The sequence below is a fragment of the Psychrobacillus glaciei genome, assembly GCF_008973485.1.
Classification (GTDB): domain Bacteria; phylum Bacillota; class Bacilli; order Bacillales_A; family Planococcaceae; genus Psychrobacillus; species Psychrobacillus glaciei.
This window is the reverse complement of the sequence record NZ_CP031223.1, coordinates 4,171,346-4,189,069: the sequence shown is the minus strand read 5'-3', so window position 1 is coordinate 4,189,069 and position 17,724 is coordinate 4,171,346. Positions and strand designations below refer to the sequence as shown.

The following is a 17,724-nucleotide window of genomic DNA, read 5'->3' as shown; positions in this document are numbered from 1 at the left end:
AACAAAAGTTGAAACTAATTCAGAGTAAACAACGTAAAAAAGAAAAGGAGTGAACGGCTATGACAATCAATCAAAAAATTGAACATACATTTAATGCTTTAAAAAAAGTAGTAGGCTGGGGTGTAGATAAGCGAGTTACTTTATCACTTGCAGGCTATTACGTAATTCTAGGTAAAGAGTTTGATGAAAGCAGATTTAAGGAAATAGAATCTTATATTAAAAAGAAAGCAAGCATATTTTCTCCATTGCGCTCTCATTTGCATCCTCTTTTTGTTGCTACAATAGATGCTGGTGGTCAAGAATCTATTCAAGCGGTTGATCTTTTATTGGAGAAAGTAGAGGCTTTAAAAAAGTCTTCCTTTAAAGTGAATAGCTATACTTATTTAGCGGCATTACTAATGACAGATGGTAAAGAGGCTTGGCCAAACGAGGTAAATCGAGCAAAACAGCTAATGCAGGACATGAAAAAACATCATCGTTTTTTAACGTCTACGGATGATTATCCATATGCCATGTTTTTAGGGAAACTGAATGGTGACACTGCAGTTCGTGCTGAATCGATGAATCGTTACTATCAAGAACTTCGAAATCATAAGTTTTATTCGGGAAATGAATTACAGTGGATGTCGCAAGTGTTAACGTATACAAATGCAAGTTACGAGGAAGATTTGATATCAAGGGTATTGATCATTCGAGATGGTTTAAAAAGCGTCAAGATAAAAACTTCTGCAGCCCAGTATCCAATGATTGGATTTATGGCAGTATTGAAAATGAATGAAGACCAATTAAATGACATCGTTTCCACTTATCAATCCCTGATAAGTATGAAATTATTTTCTTGGTACAAAGAAAGTGCACTGCCTATTGCACTTGGTTGGGAAATGAGATCATCAAAAGATGCTTATACAACAGCGGCTATTTCAATGGCGACATCTCTGGAAATGCTTCTCCAGGCACAACAAGCGATGATGGTATCGACAATAGCGGCAACTAGTGCTGCGACGTCATCTTCCAACTCTAACTAACCTTCATGTTATACTATAATGGATGTGCTATGATTGCAGAAGCCGTGAAAAATGGTCTAGCATCAATTAATCATACCTGAAAATAGGATGAGTAATTAATTTTACAAAATTAGAGGAGAAATACATGATGAAAACAAACCCCATGAGTCAGTCCAGAACAATTCAAACCCACCTAATCCTTCCACCAGATACAAACCATCATCAAACGATTTTTGGAGGTAAAGTACTTGCTTATATAGATGAAATAGCAGCCATTTCATCTATGAAGCATGCGCAAGGTGAGGTAGTAACAGCATCTATCGATTCCGTAGATTTTCTTTCTTCTGCAAAAGTGGGAGATGTCCTTGAGTTAGATGCGGTCGTTTCATCCACTGGTCGTTCATCTATGGAGGTCTATGTTCGTGTAACATCGACGAACCTAATAACAGGGGAAGTAAAACTAACGACAGAGTCCTATGTAACAATGGTTGCAATAGATAAAAATGGAAAGTCTGTTCCTATACCAGGTATTCATCCCGAAACCGATGAAGAAAAACGATTATTTGAAACAGGTCCCGCTAGACGAGCTCATCGTAAACAAAGATTAGAGATGAAATACTAATACTATAGGATGTGATGCTGTGCTGAAGCGAATCGATGAATTTTATATGTACATTATGATTGCGCTATTAGTGGTATATTTAATAAACTTTGCATATTTTGGTGAATTGACGATTACGTTTACAGTCATAGCTCTTTCAATTATTCTTGAAATAATAATACATCGCCATCATATGAAACGACATACCAACGCACAGCTCTCCATTATTGGGGTAGTGTTACTAGCGGGTATTGCCGGCATTATTTATTTGTTTGTGTTATTTCGCATTTTTTTAGATCCGTTTAGTTTGTCGTCTACCCTAGAGCATGTTCTACTACTTGCTTTTGTACTTGTTTGTTTATACGCACTCATCCGTTTTATTAAAAACTTATTTGGCAGGGCAATTGAAAATAAATAAAAGAACCTTTGAGTAGTTATTGAATAATAACTCTCAAAGGTTTTTTTTATGGAACTATTTTCCTGTATGTTCGTATGTATAGGAAGGAGTGGTGAACTTGAAGTATATATACGAACGAACGGCAAAGTATTCTAAATTAGGAGCATTGTTTTCACTGATCATATACACAGCAATAATATTTATTTTTAGAGATATAATATGGAAGGACTTTGAAACACATTTTATTATTGGATTTATAATTTTTATGTTGTATGGAATTTCATTTTACTTTCAAAATGCGGCAGAAAAGTTACCAAATGAACAAAAAGTTGATAGTCAGTTATATTCGATTGAATTTCCCTTCAAAGAACTCAATTTTCAACGAGATGTTTCATTAATCCCTCGATCATATTTAATTTCAAGCACGGGAGAACGTTTATATAAAATTGAACCTTCAAAAGAACATTCGATTAGTAGGTTATTAACCGCATGTGCAATTTTCAAGAGGGGATTATTTTTTTCGATTACATACAATTTAAAAACGATGGATGAAAACATAGTCTGTCAGTTTACTATAAAAAATAAAATAAAATTCATGCAGCTAAAAATTTATGAAAATACAAAATCACATATATCGACGGTTGTATTACCGCTTTTCTCCATTAAAAATAGAGCTGTTTTTTTCAATGCAAATAATGAAAAAATCCTTCAAGTGGAAGCGAAAAGTATGTATGGCGATATCGACGTGGATGATATCAATGGGAAACGCTTAGCAACTTATCGCTTTGGAATATCCCCTTACGCTACACATCCTGCATTTGAGGTTCAAGCGATGAACGTACATGTAAAACTTGCACAAGACTTAACGCATGCAGAAAAGCTTACTTTTGCAGCATTGTTTTACTATTGGACTGGAAATCAATAAATTATTGACTCAACTTATTATTTTTTGTTATAGCATTTAATTGGGTGAATTAACTAGCTGTTTTAAAAACTTAGGTAAAATGAATATGAAGAAAATAGATGGAAATTAAAAAGAAGCTGAGCATATCAGCTTCTTTTAATGCGCTTTATAGTTATAAATTGGTTTTATTACTTCCAATACTTCAACTGTATCGTCAATATGTGAAAGAATGTCTTGCATATCTTTATACGCAAATGGGGATTCATCGACCGTACTTGAAACAACAGAAGTACTCCAAACATCCTTCATAGAAGCTTGGAAATCTTCCAATGCTACTAGTTTTCTTGCTTGCGATCGACTCATTATACGTCCGGCACCGTGTGGACCAGAGTAATTCCAATCTGGATTTCCTTTTCCTCGGCAAATGAGCGAACCATCTCGCATATTCATAGGAATTATTACAATTTCACCATCCTGCGCAGAGATGGCACCTTTACGTAAGATCATATTATCTAAATCAATATAGTTATGAATCGTGTCGAATTCAGATTCAATATTCCAGTTCATACCTCTACAAATAACTTCGACCATTGTTTTGCGATTGAATGCTGCATATTTTTGAGCAATGGAAAGATCAAATAAATAATCCTTCATATTTTCTCCCTCTACATATGCCAAATCTTTAGAGACACTATCACCAAGGGTTTGATGTGCTACTTCTTGATAATGCTCTGCAATTTGTTTCCCTAAATTCCTGCTCCCAGAGTGGATAACTAAATAAATACTACCGTCTTTGCCTTCGTTTAATTCAATGAAATGGTTTCCTCCACCAAGAGTGCCTAAGCTTAACCGAGCGCGATTTTCATTAATAGGAGCAGCGACTTCAGCAAAAGGTATTTCTATAGAATTGCGATGTTCTTTATTTCTAATGCGAGTACCACTTGGTACGTTTTTCTTGATTGTTTTGTCTAACTTTTCAAAGTGTATACCTTCCTTTAGAACATCTAGCTTTGCACAGATCATTCCGCAACCCAAATCGACGCCAACAAAGTTAGGAACCACTTTGTCTGTAATTGTCATCGTTGTTCCTACAGTGCAACCTTTACCTGCATGAAGATCTGGCATCATTCTTATTTTCGTGTCTTTTAAAAAGGGAAGACTACAAATTTGCTCTACTTGTACCTTTGCTGTTTCTTCTATTGTGTCTGTATAAACAAGCGCATTATTATATGTTCCTTTTATTTCTATCAAGATCGCACCTCTTTTTCTGTTCTGACTATTAATTCTTAAACAAATTAAACCAGCCTTTATATTTAAACCAAGCAAGCATGGCGATAGCAATAACGACCATTAATGCCATCACACCAAAGTATCCAAATTTCCACTCTAACTCAGGCATATTCACAAAGTTCATCCCGTACACTCCCACGATAAATGTTAAGGGGATAAAAACGGTCGAAACAATTGTTAAAATCATCATAATTCTATTCATATGACTCGAGTTAATGGACATATGACTATCTCGAATATCAGCCGTTAGTTCACGATTCGTCTCAACCATATCCGCTAGTTTTAGCAAATGATCATAAATATCTCCAAAATAAGCTCGTTCAGAAGGCTGTAAATTAATTCGCTCAGAGTTCATAATTCGATAGAGTAAATCACGCATTGGAATAATGGTTCGCCGTAATCTAAGTAAATCACTTCGAAGGTCAAACACTTGATTCATAGACAAATGCCGCATATCTATAGATAGCCTATCCTCTACTTCATTTAAATAGTCTTCAATTTTATACATAATCGGAAAATAAGCATCCACTACTTTATCGACAATATGATACATTGCATGCATAGCTCCGCGTTCCCAACCTTTTGGGTTTCGTTTTATACGCTCTCGAGCTTGATCCAGTTCATGCATGATAGGAAAATGAAAGGTAACTATAAAATCTTTTCCAACAAATAAATTCAGTTCTTCCGCATCAAGCGTTACTTCATTGAACGTATGTAGTACAAAAAATACGTGTCCATCGTAATGGTCTGCTTTTGGACGTTGAAGTCTTAATAAACAATCTTCAATTGCTAATGGATGGAAATGAAAGAAGGAACTTAGAAGATTTTTCTCTTCTTCTGTAGGTTCAGCTATGTCAACCCAATACCATTCAAACGTTTTATGCTTTATATCTTCGAGAGGAAAATCACTAATTATCTCGTGATCTGTTGTTATCCCTATCGTTCGAATCATATTAATACCTCATTTCAACACTAAATATCTTCTGCTATTATCTCATATTGGTCGGTTTCCTACAAAATCCACATGTTAAAGCTTATTTTATTGAGCATCCAAACTCATAACCCCCTTTGTCAGTAACTTGGACAAAGGGTTTAAACGTTAGGAAAGAAAGTTTTTTAAGAGGGATGCTATTTTTATTTACAATGGATTGAGGTGTTTGTCTAGTTTGTCATGTTCGGTTCTGCATCTACTAGTATAAGTGAGAAGGAGGTGAATTTATCGTGTACCCACATCGTCAACCTTGTAATTCATGTCAGCCACCTATGCAGTCTCCGTGGTTCCAACCACCTGCTCAACCGGTAGTATGTCCACCACAATATCGCATGCATGATTCCTTTATGCCGAGAATGCAACCAGTTATACACCCAATTGTGAATGTGAATAGAGAGCATATTGTCAATGTTCCACAGCATTTCTATACAGAAACTAATCAAAACGTTGTTGTGAATCCACAACAACAAGCTTTTCCAATGCAACAAGGAGGCTTCCAACAACCGTTCCCACAACAACAACAACAATTCTTCCCAGGTCAACCTCGATTCTAATAAATTCACTTCCACACAATAGCAAAGGAGCACATCTTTTAACTGCGAGGAGCTTGCGCAGGAGCAAATGCCTTTATTTTAAAGCGCATTTGCTTTTTTTGATTTATATAAATTAAAAAACCTATAAATCTATAATTTTTAGATATATTGTAATTTTCAGTATTTTTTTGATAAAGTTGTACTATTCTGACTTAGGAAAAAATTAAAAATAAAATTATGGAGGTTTTGAGATGAAACTTTTTCTTTCAATAGACATGGAAGGGATTACGGGTTTGCCTGATCATACTTTTGTGGACTCCGGTAAGCATAATTATGAACGTGCTCGCCGTTTAATGACACAAGAGGCTAATGCAATCGTGGAAGGCGCTTTATCATCAGGAGTAAAAGAAGTACTAGTGAATGACAGTCATTCTAAAATGAATAATATTTTAGTAGAAGAGCTGCATCCAGAAGCATCTTTAATAACTGGCGATGTGAAACCATTTTCAATGGTGCAGGCATTAGATGAATCTTACATAGGTGCAGTATTTGCTGGTTATCATTCGAGAGCGGGACAACCTGGAGTAATGAGTCACTCGATGATATTTGGGGTTAGAAATATGTATATAAATGATGTAGAAGTCGGCGAATTGGGATTTAATGCATATGTAGCAGGTCACTTTGGTGTACCAGTTATCATGGTTGCAGGTGATGATGGAGCGTGTAAAGAGGCAGAGGCACTGATTCCTGGAGTGGTCACTGCAGTAGTGAAAGAATCTATCTCTAGATCTGCGGTTAAGACATTGCATCCGCAAAAAGCACATGCATTATTGAGAGAGAAGGTTGCCAAAGCGATTAGTGAGAGAAATCAAATCAAACCGCTCATTCCTCCTAAAACACCAACATTACGTATTGAGTTTGTTAATTATGGCCAAGCGGAATGGGCAGCACTTATGCCTGGTTGTGAAATTATAGAGGGAACTACAACGGTTAAGTTTGAAGCGAAGGATATATTAGAAGCATACCGTGCCATGCTTGTAATGGTAGAGCTAGCCATGCAAACGAAATTTTGTTAAGAGGGAGGTTTGCAGATGACGAAGTATATTATTAAGCGTTTCATTATGATGATTGCAACGATTCTTATCATTTCAACCGTAACCTTCGTATTAATGCACTCGATTCCAGGTTCTCCGTTTGATGGGGAGCGTACTTCTAACCCTACTATTCAAGCAAATTTAGAAAAGTTTTATAAACTAGATGAACCTATGTATGTTCAATACGTATACTATTTAAAATCTATTGTGACATTTGACTTCGGTCCTTCGATTAAAAAGCCGAATGACTCGGTAAATGAATTATTGGCAAGGGGATTTCCTATTTCTTTCGAGTTGGGAATGGTCACAATACTTGTAGCTTTAGTGTCTGGAATCATTCTGGGGACACTCGCAGCGCTCAGGCACAACGGAATAATTGATTACTTAGCGATGACTTTTGCGGTAGTGGGTATATCTGTACCAAATTTTGTGCTTGCAACCCTATTGATTCAACAGGTGGCAGTAAAACTAGAGTGGCTTCCGGCTGCTACGTGGAGTAGCCCGTTACATATGATATTACCAACGCTCGCACTTGCAACGGGACCAACTGCGATAATAGCACGATTAACAAGATCCAGTATGCTCGAAGTACTAACGCAAGATTACATCAAAATGGCTCGTGCAAAAGGACTTTCACCCGTAAGAATTGTCGTTCGGCATGCCTTAAGAAATGCGCTTATGCCTGTTGTCACGATTCTGGGGACCATGCTTGCAGGTATTTTGACGGGGACTTTTGTTATTGAACGAATTTTTGCGATTCCTGGGATGGGTAAATATTTTGTAGAAAGCATTAATAACCGGGATTACCCTGTAATTATGGGATCAACCGTTTTCTACAGTGCATTCCTAGTATTTATGTTGTTCCTTGTAGATATTGTGTATGGACTTTTGGATCCACGAATAAAACTACACCGTAAAGAGGGGGATGCATGATGGCTAATACACAAAATGTGGTATCCCCACAAAGTGTAAAAGACGAATGGTTTCGACCAAAACAGAAGGAAAAAGGAAAAGCAGAATCAGTTGTACGCCCTTCTCTATCTTATTGGAAAGATGCGTGGCGTCGACTGCGCAAAAATAAACTTGCAATGGGTGGACTGATATTTCTAATTTTACTTGCACTCTTTGCCATATTTGGTCCAATTTTTTCTTCTTATTCTGTAACAGCAACAGATTATCCGAATCAAAACAAAGCTCCTTCCATGGCTCATTGGTTTGGTACGGATGAGGCTGGTAGAGATGTATTTATTAGAACATGGTATGGTGCTCGTATTTCCTTGTTTGTTGGATTAATGGCAGCACTTATCGACTTTTTTATAGGAATTATATATGGCGGAGTTAGTGGATATAAGGGTGGAAGAGCAGACGCCGTCATGATGCGGATAATTGAAGTATTATATGGGTTACCACACTTGTTGGTCGTTATTTTATTGATGGTAGTAATGGGGCCAAGCCTAACTACAATAATAGTGGCGCTTACAGTGACTGGATGGGTAGGTATGGCTCGAATTGTTAGAGGACAGGTACTGCAAATTAAAAACTATGAATTCGTGACAGCATCCAAATCCTTTGGTGCCAAGACTTCTAGAATTATTCGTAAAAATCTACTACCAAATACGATGGGACCCATTATTGTACAGATGACACTTACCGTACCAAGTGCTATTTTTGCGGAAGCATTTCTAAGTTTCCTTGGTTTGGGCATTGCAGCTCCTTTTGCAAGTTGGGGTGTTATGGCGAATGACGCGTTGCCAGTCATTTTATCTGGGCACTGGTGGCGTTTGTTTTTCCCAGCTTTTTTCATATCTTTAACTATGTTTGCTTTTAACGTATTGGGAGATGGTTTACAAGATGCTCTTGATCCGAAGCTTAGGAGGTGAAAATTGGTGAATGAACATATGAGAAAAAATAAGAAAATTATATCCAATGAAAAAGTATTACAAGTTAATAACTTACAAGTTTCTTTCCGAACATACGGCGGTGAGGTAGAAGCGGTTCGAGGGGTTAACTTCGACTTATATAGAGGAGAAACACTCGCAATTGTAGGTGAATCAGGTTGTGGAAAAAGTGTAACATCCAATGCAATTCTGGGCCTAATTCCACAGCCGGCTGGAATTATTAAAAATGGGAGCATTTTATTTAAAGGAAAAGATTTAACTAAATTGTCTAAAGCACAATTACGAAAAATACAAGGGGTCGACGTTTCGCTGATTTTTCAAGATCCGATGACAGCATTAAATCCAACGCTTTCTATAGGGGAACAGCTAACGGAAGGTCTTCGCACTCACAAAAAAATAGGAAAGCAAGAAGCTAAGCAGAAAGCGATTGATATGTTGGAGCTTGTAGGAATTTCGAATCCAGAAGAACGATTGAAACAGTTTCCTCACCAATTTTCAGGGGGAATGCGCCAACGAATTGTGATTGCAATTGCACTCATATGCGATCCGGAGTTACTTATTGCAGATGAACCAACAACAGCCTTAGATGTAACGATTCAAGCGCAAATCTTAGAGCTGTTTGAAGAAATTCAACGGAAAACACAAATATCGATTATCTTAATCACGCATGATCTAGGAGTAGTTGCAAAAATTGCCGATCGGATTGCTGTTATGTACGCAGGGAAACTTGTAGAGATTGGGGATAAAAGAGAAATATTCTATACTCCCGAGCATCCTTATACAAAAGGATTGTTAAACTCTGTTCCACGGCTAGACTTAGTGGAAGAGGAGTTGCAACCAATCGAAGGAACTCCACCGGATTTATTCTCACCACCAAAGGGATGTCCATTTTCAGCACGTTGTGATTACGCAATGGAAGTGTGTGATCATGTTTATCCAATTACAACTAAGTTATCTGTAGCACATGGTGTCGACTGTTGGCTACAAGACAGTCGTGCAAAGGTTTTACAAGTACAAAGATAAGAACGGATGAGCGCACGAGAGTGCATTCACATATACAATACAAAGGGGGAACTAGAATGAAAAAGTGTTTATCATTATTTGTAGTAGCATTTTTTGTACTTGTGTTGAGTGCTTGTACAGCTAACAAAGATGCTGGACAATCGAGTACAGAAAAAGAAAGCAGCAAAGAGGAAACAGGAACAACTACAGAAACATTGCCAACAGAAAAAGTACTCCGTTTGAATAATGGAAATGAACCAACATCGTTCGATCCATCTGTAGGATTTGATGCAGTATCTTGGAATGCATTAAATAATATTATGGAAGGTCTGGTGAGACTTTCAAAAGATCATTTAGCAGAGCCAGCTACTGCAGAGAAAATAGATATATCAGATGACGGTTTAACGTATACTTTTACTATTCGTGAAGATGCAAAATGGTCTAATGGAGACCCTGTATTAGCAAGTGACTTTGTATTCGGTTGGTTGCATATGCTAGCTCCAGAAACTGCATCTCCAGCATCTTTCCTTGGATATTTCATTGAAGGAGCAGAAGCATACAATAACGGCGAAGGAGATGCTGATGCGGTTGGGATAAAAGCGTTAGAAGACAGAGTATTCGAAGTGAAACTAAACGCACCAACAGAAGCGTTCTTGAACATTATTACAAATCCAAGCTTCTTTCCAGTAAATGAAAAAGTAGCAACAGGGAATCCTACTTGGTTTGCGGATGCAAATACTTTTGTAGGAAATGGTCCATTTAAATTAGAGGAATGGAAACATGATACGAGTTTTACGTTTGTAAAAAATGAAAATTATTGGGATGCATCGACTGTAAAGTTAGATAGAGTGGAATGGGCAATGATTAATGACTCCAATACGGAATATCAGATGTATCAAACAGGTGAATTAGATACATCCGGAGTACCATCTGAACTTGCAGAAAGTTTAATAAATGATCCAGAATTAAAAAATGAAGATCAGGCAGGATTATATTTCTATCGATTCAATGTTTCAATGGAACCATTTACAAACAAAAAAATTCGTCAAGCATTTGCTTACGCAGTGAACCAACAGGAAATTGTTGATTATGTAACAAAGGTTGGGCAAAAAGCGGCAGAAGGTTTTGTTCCTTATGGTTTTATTGGACCAGATGGTAAGGAATTCAGAGAATCCGCAGGAAAACTAATTGGGTTTGATCCAGATAAAGCAAAGACTCTATTAGCCGAAGGTATGGCAGAAGAAGGTTATAATAAGTTACCTGAAGTAACATTAACTTACTCTACAAGTGATTCTCATAAGAAAATTGCAGAAGCACTTCAAAGTAAATTTAAAGAAGTATTAGGTGTGGATGTATCGTTACAAAATGTTGAGGCAAGCGTTTTTGCAGCGGAACAAAAAGAATTTAAATACCAATTGTCACGTTCTTCTTTCTTGTTTGATTATGCAGATCCAACGAACGCACTAGAAAGTTTTATAACAGGTTCTTCTATGAATCGTACAACTTGGTCGAATGCAGAGTATGACAAATTGATTAAAGATATTAAGAACGAGACAGATCCAACAAAGCGTTGGGCAATGCTAATTCAAGCTGACAAATTATTACTAGATGAAATGCCGATATTCCCACTTTATTATTACAACCAAGTAGCGCTTGAAAAGCCATTGGTATCTGGTATTCTAAGACATCCAGTAGGTTACTTGGACTTAAAATGGGCGGATATAAACTAAGAACAGGCACTTAAGATTCTAATCTAGACAGTACCTAAGTGAACAAGAAATACTTTTTGAATAATAGAGAAAGTAGCGGCACCTAAAAAGCGCCGCGGCTTTTGATAAGTAATAAAGGAGAAAAAAAGATGAAAATTCGTCCGAAACGATTACAAATAGGAGATACAATTGGTATTATTGCTCCGTCTAGTCCACCAAATCCTAAACAACTAAAGCGCTCATTAAAATTCCTAGATGAGCTAGGTTTATCTTATCGAATGGGGAAAAGTTTAGAAAACGTGTATGGTTATCTTGCTGGCTCAGATGAGGAACGTTTAGAAGACTTACATGAGATGTTCGCTGATCCAAATATTGCAGGAATCATTTGTGCTGGTGGAGGATATGGGTCTGCTAGATACACGGATAAAATAGATTTTCAATTAATGAATGAATGTCCGAAAATTTTCTGGGGTTATTCAGATATTACTTTTTTACATACAAGTATGAATTTATACTCCGATATTGTGACTTTCCATGGCCCTATGCTGGCTTCAGATGTAGGGAAAGACACGTTTTCTGATCTATCCAAAAAAATGTTTCAGCAATTGTTTACACCAATGGAACTGCATTATACAGAAGCAATTTCTCCGTTAACACGCTTTTCAGGGGGAGTGGCTCAAGGTGAGTTAACAGGAGGTAATTTGTCACTCCTTGCAAGTGGAGTTGGAACGAAATACCAGGTAGACACAAGAGGTAAATTATTATTAATAGAAGATATTGGGGAAGAACCGTATCGGGTAGATGGGATGCTCAATCAACTTCGACAAGCAGGCATACTGGACGCGGCTGCAGGATTTATTATTGGAGACTTTAAAGATGCAGAACCAAAAAAACGCCAAGTATCTTTGTCCTTAGATGAAGTGCTAAATCATTACTTAGGTAGTTTAGGAAAACCTGCTGTGAGAGGATTCAAGATTGGACATTGTGAACCTCATTTTGCCGTTCCGCTTGGAGCAGAGGCAGAGTTAGATGCCAATAATTTAGCACTTGTTATTTTACCGGGAGTTGAGTAAAGGGGGCCAATTAATGCTAATTCATTCTATCGAAACATTCGATGTAGCTGTTCCACTTACGAAGCCTTTTAAAACTGCACTCCGAACAGTAACTACAGCGTATTCCGTATATGTAAAGGTAACTACTAGTGAAGGACTTATTGGGTATGGGGAAGCACCCCCAACGCATGTAATTACGGGTGAATCGATGGATAGTATTCGATATGCGATAAATGAAATAATTGCTCCTTCATTAATAGGTCTTAATCTCTTAGAAAGTGAACGTATTTTTCAAAAACTGAATGCATCGCTCGTTCGAAATACAAGTGCGAAAGCTGCTGTTGATATGGCAATTTACGATTTACTTGCTCGTCAATCAGCGCTTCCGTTGTTTCAATTTCTCGGAGGATATCAAAGTAAACTCGAAACTGATTTTACAGTTAGTATTAATGAGCCTAAAGAAATGGCAGATGATGCTGTACGATATATAAATGAAGGATTTAATGTACTGAAAGTAAAAGTAGGGATAGGTAACATTAAAGATGATATTGCTCGTATTTACGCTATTCGAGAACGTGTAGGAAATGAGCCTAAGTTAAGACTTGATGCAAATCAAGGATGGAATGCCAAAGAAGCAGTAAGAGCTATTCAATCAATGGAAGATGCTGGTCTTGAAATTGAATTTGTAGAACAACCCGTTCCTGCCCATGATATAGAAGGACTAAAATATGTAACAGATCGTACATATACACCTATCATGGCGGATGAGAGTGTGTTTTCAGTAAATGATGCAAAAAGAGTTTTAGAAATGCGGGCTGCCGATTTGATTAATATAAAGCTAATGAAATCCGGCGGTATATATAACGCTATAAAGATTAATACACTAGCGGAAGCAAGTGGAGTTGCATGTATGGTAGGAAGTATGATTGAAACGAAAATAGGAATTACAGCCGCTGCTCATTTTGCTGCCAGCCATCAAAATATCCAATACTATGATTTTGATGCACCTCTGATGCTGGCAAAAGATCTCGTTGTTGGTGGGGTCGTTTATGAAAGAAGTAAAATGAGGTTCTCACAAGAGCCTGGTCTTGGTATTTTACGTGTGGAAAAGGGATAGGAGGTTAGTAGATGACGATAGTAGCGAATGAATGGATTTGTTCAGTAAAAGTTGCAACTGTTTGGACGGAGCCGGCCTCTGCTAGAGAACTGGATGCACCTGGGACTGCAAATCCTGTTTTATTAGTTGAATGGCTTGAAGCATTACCATATAAAGAAAGACTCGCCCTTTGTAATGAAAATAGAGTGCAGACACAACTTCTATATGGAGAACCCGTACTTGTCGAGGAAATAATAGGAGACTGGGCAAAAATTGTAGCTATTTGGCAGCCTTCTAAAAAAGAGAGCCGTGGATATCCAGGGTGGGTTCCTATAACGCAATTACAGAAATCTGAACAAGTGAATTCTATAGGGGTTGCTCGTGTTTCTTCAGTGAGATCTCAGTTATGGGACATGAAAAAGAAGCCGTTGCTCATTGTGCCATTTAATGCGACTCTTCCAGTTGTTTCAGAAGATGACACTCATTTTAAAGTCCAAACACCTCATGGGGAAGCATTGCTACTAAAACAGCATGCTGAATTTGCAAAATCGATATGGCAATACCCAAAATGTCCTGCAGAATATGCAGTAACTTTAGGCGAACTTTACTTAGACTTGCCTTATTTATGGGGTGGGATGTCTCCTTACGGGTTTGACTGTTCAGGATTTTCGTACAATATGTTGAAAGCTTGTGGATATTTAATACCGCGTGATGCAAGTGACCAAGCTCGTAATGGACAAGAAGTCTCGATAGATGATCCTTCCGCTTGGAAAAAAGGGGATTTAATCTTTTTTGCAAATGATGAAGGTACAGGACCTGTGCGCCATGTTGGGTTTTACTATGGAAATGGACAATTATTGCACTCTCATTCTACCGGAAAAACAGTTGAAATTTTAGTGATAGAAGGATCCAATTTGGAGAAGGAAATCTGTGCAGTGAGAAGGTACGCGGTTTAGGGGGGATTTGCGTGACAGAAAAAGTTCTTTTGTCTGTAGAAAATTTGAAACGCCATTTTGAAATAGGACATGGAGAAACATTAAAGGCGGTAGATGGGATTAGTTTCGACATCGTTCGGGGTGAAACATTTGGCCTTGTTGGAGAGTCAGGTTGTGGAAAGTCCACTGCAGGGCGAACCATTTTAGGGTTGTACAATAAAACAGAAGGAAATGTTCTGTTTGAGGGTAGAAGTGTGCATGAGATGACGGATAAAGAGCGAAAAGTCTATTTGAAAAAAGTGCAAATGATTTTTCAAGATCCATATGCATCTTTAAATCCACGTTCAACAGTACTAGAAATAATTGCAGAACCAATGGAAGTACATAAATTATATAAATCAAAAGAAGCGTTAAAAAATAAAGTATATGAGCTATTAGAGGATGTAGGGCTTAATAGGGATCATGCTAATCGTTATCCACATGAATTTTCTGGTGGACAAAGACAGCGCATTGGAATTGCACGTGCACTAGCCCTAGATCCAGAATTCATCATAGCAGATGAACCAATATCAGCTTTAGATGTGTCTGTTCAAGCGCAAGTAGTTAAGTTATTGCAACGACTGCAAAAAGAAAAAGGACTAACGTATTTGTTTATCGCTCACGATTTATCTATGGTAAAATATATTTCCGATCGAATTGGTGTAATGTACCTGGGGCATATGGTAGAACTTACGACAAGTAAACAGTTGTATGAGAATCCATTGCATCCTTACACAAAAGCATTGTTATCGGCAATTCCAATTCCGGATCCAGACATAGAAGAATCACGGCAGCGCATTCTGTTACAAGGAGAGCTGCCTAGTCCCATAAACCCTCCTTCTGGATGTGTATTTAGAACTCGCTGTGCCAGTGCTATGTCTATTTGCACGGAAGAAAAACCAGCTTGGAAGGAACAAGTATCAGGTCACTTTGTGGCGTGTCATTTATATAAATAGGTATAGAAGCATCTGCCCTAGGGAGATGCTTCTATTTGTTATCCTTTATAACAAATTCCACCTCCGAAAAGGGTAATGCAGAATTAGCGAGTAACTCTCCATGAAAAATTTTACTAATTAAAATGAACTTTTGTTGTATTAAAACGTATAACCTAGTAAGGAAGGTGTGAGGAAATGGAAACGAAACCAATTGTTAAACTACAAAATGTAACGAAAGTAATTGGAAAAAAGAAGATTATTGATGACCTCAGCTTAGATTTATTGCCGGGTCAAATCACAGGATTTTTAGGTCCTAATGGAGCAGGAAAAACAACGACGATACGTATGATGACAGGACTGATGAAACCAACGTCCGGAGAGGTATTTATTGATGGGCAAGCAATTTCTATAAATTTTGAGGAAACCATGAGTAAAGTGGGAGTAATTGTAGAAAACCCTGAGATGTACAAATTTATGAGTGGCTATAAAAACTTGCTGCACTTTGCACGAATGAACAAAAGTGTAACAAAAGCTCGAATAGATGAAGTAATTGCTCAAGTAGGCTTACAAAATAGAATTCACGAGAAAGTTTCAACGTATTCACTTGGAATGCGCCAACGTTTAGGACTTGCCCAGGCTCTTCTACATCGTCCTAAGTTTTTAATATTAGATGAGCCGACAAATGGATTAGATCCAGCTGGAATTCGGGAATTCCGAATGTACTTACGCAAAATTGCGACGGAAGATGGAGTTTCTATTTTTGTGTCGAGTCACTTATTAGCTGAAATAGAGTTAATATGTGATAGAATCGCCGTTATTCAAAATGGAAAATTAATCTCCATACAAGAAGTTAAAGAAGAACGAGAGTCACATTACTACGTGGAAGTTACTCCGAAAGAACAAGCAACTACATTCTTTGCTATTAAAAACATTCCGGTAGAAGTGATTGGAGATGGTTTCGTATTGCCATTAGAAAAGAAGGCAGTTCCATCTTTTATTGCGGAAATGGTTGCAAGTAATTTGCATATCTATTTGTTCAGTCCACATAAAAAAACGTTGGAAGATCAATTTTTAGAATTAACTGGAGGTGGGCAAATTGCTGAATCTCATAAGAAATGAATGGTTAAAACTCTGGAGTAAGAAAGCTACTTGGGTGATGGTTGTGCTCGTTGCTCTTCTCATGATTGGTTTTGCAGGAATTAATAAATGGATTAACAACCAATCAGAATCGCGGGTAGATTGGAAACAGGATAGTCAGGAAAAAATTACGACTTCTGAGGGACAGTTAGCAATTCCTAATTTGACCAAAGATCAAAAGCAACAGTTTAAAGAATCGATAGAGGTTGAAAAGTACCGTTTAGAACATAATATTGCTCCAATAGATCTTGACGAAGAAAAATATTTTATCAGCGATATTCCTGGGATGTTATCTATAATTACATTATTTACTGTTGTAGTTGCCGCTGGTATTGTAGCCTCAGAGTTTTCACAAGGTACTATTAAAATGCTATTAACTAGACCGGTGAAGAGATGGAAAATTTTAACCTCTAAACTTATTACGGTTGGGATATTTGCAATTGTAATGACAATGGTTCTATTTATAGTAGGTGTGATAAGTGGATATATCTTCTTTGATTCCATTGGTGGTAAAGAATTAGAGTTAGTGAATGGGCAGATTGTAGTCGTTTCTTTCTGGGGAAGACTTCTATTATTAACTGGTTTATCACTTATAAATGTATTTGTTATTGGAACGCTTGCTTTTATGATAGGTTCCGTATTCCGGTCAAGTTCACTTGCTATTGGTATATCCATTTTCCTTATGTTCATGGGGGTAAACATAGTAATGATTTTATCCAGATTTGAGTTTGTGAAGTACGTCTTATTCGCAAATACAAATCTAAGCCAATATATAGGAAATAACCACCCGATGATTGAGGGACAAACAATGCTATTTTCTATAGCAGTCATTTTGGTATATGTCATTGTCTTTTTAGTTATTAGTTACTGGTCTTTTACTAAGAGAGATGTAACTGCATAAAAATGTATTGACATAATGTCAATACTTATAGTATTCTGAAAATAACTTAAGGAAAGGAGTGAGGCATTATGGCAAGTGTAATTAAAAATCCACGAATCAGTAAGTTCATGATGTCCCACTCTAAATGTCTCTAAAAAAGTAAGTGTTTATTACTTTTCTTTTTGATATGCTTCTTTACTAATGACCGGGGAACCATGATTGCTGAT

At 37.3% G+C, this 17,724-nt stretch carries 18 protein-coding genes; 16 read left to right on the top strand and 2 right to left on the bottom strand.

Annotation, left to right across the window (positions count from 1 at the left end):
• Window positions 1–59 precede the first annotated feature (59 nt).
• The 4 genes from PB01_RS19915 to PB01_RS19900 all read left to right on the top strand — a co-directional run bounded on the left by PB01_RS19915 (window position 60) and on the right by PB01_RS19900 (window position 2,927).
• Window positions 60–1,025 carry a DUF4003 family protein gene (locus PB01_RS19915; protein WP_151701780.1) on the top strand — a complete coding sequence of 322 codons (966 nt, stop codon included), beginning with the start codon at window positions 60–62 and terminating at the stop codon, window positions 1,023–1,025.
• Between the two features lie 124 nt (window positions 1,026–1,149).
• Complete coding sequence (locus PB01_RS19910; RefSeq protein ID WP_151701779.1) at window positions 1,150–1,626, top strand: acyl-CoA thioesterase; 477 nt, start codon at window positions 1,150–1,152, stop codon at window positions 1,624–1,626.
• Window positions 1,627–1,645: 19 nt separating this feature from the next.
• Entirely contained in the window at window positions 1,646–2,023 is a 378-nt protein-coding gene (locus tag PB01_RS19905) for a hypothetical protein (RefSeq protein ID WP_151701778.1), read from the top strand.
• Window positions 2,024–2,120: 97 nt separating this feature from the next.
• The gene (locus PB01_RS19900) at window positions 2,121–2,927 is read left to right on the top strand and encodes a hypothetical protein (protein ID WP_151701777.1); all 807 of its coding nucleotides are present in this window, start codon (window positions 2,121–2,123) and stop codon (window positions 2,925–2,927) included.
• Window positions 2,928–3,062: 135 nt separating this feature from the next.
• Here the strand turns inward: PB01_RS19900 and PB01_RS19895 are convergent, their stop codons facing one another.
• Both PB01_RS19895 and corA read right to left on the bottom strand, forming a co-directional pair.
• Window positions 3,063–4,157: an RtcB family protein gene (locus tag PB01_RS19895; protein WP_192797405.1), complete on the bottom strand. Its 1,095-nt coding sequence runs from the start codon at window positions 4,155–4,157 to the stop codon at window positions 3,063–3,065.
• Window positions 4,158–4,185: 28 nt separating this feature from the next.
• Window positions 4,186–5,148 carry a magnesium/cobalt transporter CorA gene (gene corA / locus PB01_RS19890; RefSeq protein WP_151701776.1) on the bottom strand — a complete coding sequence of 321 codons (963 nt, stop codon included), beginning with the start codon at window positions 5,146–5,148 and terminating at the stop codon, window positions 4,186–4,188.
• Window positions 5,149–5,417: 269 nt separating this feature from the next.
• On the opposite strand from corA, the gene PB01_RS21145 reads away from it, so the two are divergent.
• The 12 genes from PB01_RS21145 to PB01_RS19830 all read left to right on the top strand — a co-directional run bounded on the left by PB01_RS21145 (window position 5,418) and on the right by PB01_RS19830 (window position 17,518).
• Entirely contained in the window at window positions 5,418–5,741 is a 324-nt protein-coding gene (locus PB01_RS21145) for a hypothetical protein (RefSeq protein WP_192797404.1), read from the top strand.
• Between the two features lie 230 nt (window positions 5,742–5,971).
• Window positions 5,972–6,796, top strand: coding sequence for a M55 family metallopeptidase (locus tag PB01_RS19880; RefSeq protein ID WP_151701775.1), 825 nt, complete (start codon window positions 5,972–5,974; stop codon window positions 6,794–6,796).
• Between the two features lie 15 nt (window positions 6,797–6,811).
• A complete protein-coding gene (locus PB01_RS19875) occupies window positions 6,812–7,747 on the top strand; it encodes an ABC transporter permease (RefSeq protein ID WP_151701774.1) in 936 nt (311 codons plus the stop codon).
• Window positions 7,747–8,694 (top strand): ABC transporter permease, encoded by a 948-nt coding sequence (locus PB01_RS19870; protein WP_404815095.1) that lies wholly within the window; start codon window positions 7,747–7,749, stop codon window positions 8,692–8,694. The genes PB01_RS19875 and PB01_RS19870 overlap by 1 nt, the downstream gene beginning before the upstream one ends.
• Window positions 8,695–8,712: 18 nt before the next feature.
• Window positions 8,713–9,735 carry an ABC transporter ATP-binding protein gene (locus tag PB01_RS19865; protein WP_151702136.1) on the top strand — a complete coding sequence of 341 codons (1,023 nt, stop codon included), beginning with the start codon at window positions 8,713–8,715 and terminating at the stop codon, window positions 9,733–9,735.
• Window positions 9,736–9,791: 56 nt separating this feature from the next.
• Entirely contained in the window at window positions 9,792–11,444 is a 1,653-nt protein-coding gene (locus PB01_RS19860) for a peptide ABC transporter substrate-binding protein (RefSeq protein WP_151701772.1), read from the top strand.
• Between the two features lie 128 nt (window positions 11,445–11,572).
• Window positions 11,573–12,496 (top strand): S66 peptidase family protein, encoded by a 924-nt coding sequence (locus PB01_RS19855; RefSeq protein ID WP_151701771.1) that lies wholly within the window; start codon window positions 11,573–11,575, stop codon window positions 12,494–12,496.
• A gap of 13 nt (window positions 12,497–12,509) precedes the next feature.
• Window positions 12,510–13,592 (top strand): dipeptide epimerase, encoded by a 1,083-nt coding sequence (locus PB01_RS19850; protein ID WP_151701770.1) that lies wholly within the window; start codon window positions 12,510–12,512, stop codon window positions 13,590–13,592.
• 11 nt (window positions 13,593–13,603) lie between these two features.
• A complete protein-coding gene (locus tag PB01_RS19845) occupies window positions 13,604–14,527 on the top strand; it encodes a C40 family peptidase (protein ID WP_151701769.1) in 924 nt (307 codons plus the stop codon).
• 11 nt (window positions 14,528–14,538) lie between these two features.
• Window positions 14,539–15,501, top strand: coding sequence for an ABC transporter ATP-binding protein (locus PB01_RS19840; protein WP_151701768.1), 963 nt, complete (start codon window positions 14,539–14,541; stop codon window positions 15,499–15,501).
• A 174-nt stretch (window positions 15,502–15,675) separates the two neighbouring features.
• A complete protein-coding gene (locus PB01_RS19835; RefSeq protein WP_151701767.1) occupies window positions 15,676–16,599 on the top strand; it encodes an ABC transporter ATP-binding protein in 924 nt (307 codons plus the stop codon).
• Complete coding sequence (locus PB01_RS19830) at window positions 16,577–17,518, top strand: ABC transporter permease (RefSeq protein ID WP_151701766.1); 942 nt, start codon at window positions 16,577–16,579, stop codon at window positions 17,516–17,518. Before PB01_RS19835 ends, PB01_RS19830 begins: the two co-directional genes overlap by 23 nt.
• Window positions 17,519–17,724: the final 206 nt, after the last annotated feature.

Coding starts and splice junctions, on each gene's coding strand:
- corA (WP_151701776.1), bottom strand. CDS start 5,148: ATGATTCGAACGATAGGGATAACAACAGATCACGAGATAATTAGTGAT.
- PB01_RS19855 (WP_151701771.1), top strand. CDS start 11,573: ATGAAAATTCGTCCGAAACGATTACAAATAGGAGATACAATTGGTATT.
- PB01_RS19915 (WP_151701780.1), top strand. CDS start 60: ATGACAATCAATCAAAAAATTGAACATACATTTAATGCTTTAAAAAAA.
- PB01_RS19865 (WP_151702136.1), top strand. CDS start 8,713: ATGAGAAAAAATAAGAAAATTATATCCAATGAAAAAGTATTACAAGTT.
- PB01_RS19835 (WP_151701767.1), top strand. CDS start 15,676: ATGGAAACGAAACCAATTGTTAAACTACAAAATGTAACGAAAGTAATT.
- PB01_RS19870 (WP_404815095.1), top strand. CDS start 7,747: ATGGCTAATACACAAAATGTGGTATCCCCACAAAGTGTAAAAGACGAA.
- PB01_RS19875 (WP_151701774.1), top strand. CDS start 6,812: ATGACGAAGTATATTATTAAGCGTTTCATTATGATGATTGCAACGATT.
- PB01_RS19845 (WP_151701769.1), top strand. CDS start 13,604: ATGACGATAGTAGCGAATGAATGGATTTGTTCAGTAAAAGTTGCAACT.
- PB01_RS19850 (WP_151701770.1), top strand. CDS start 12,510: ATGCTAATTCATTCTATCGAAACATTCGATGTAGCTGTTCCACTTACG.
- PB01_RS19860 (WP_151701772.1), top strand. CDS start 9,792: ATGAAAAAGTGTTTATCATTATTTGTAGTAGCATTTTTTGTACTTGTG.
- PB01_RS19880 (WP_151701775.1), top strand. CDS start 5,972: ATGAAACTTTTTCTTTCAATAGACATGGAAGGGATTACGGGTTTGCCT.
- PB01_RS19910 (WP_151701779.1), top strand. CDS start 1,150: ATGATGAAAACAAACCCCATGAGTCAGTCCAGAACAATTCAAACCCAC.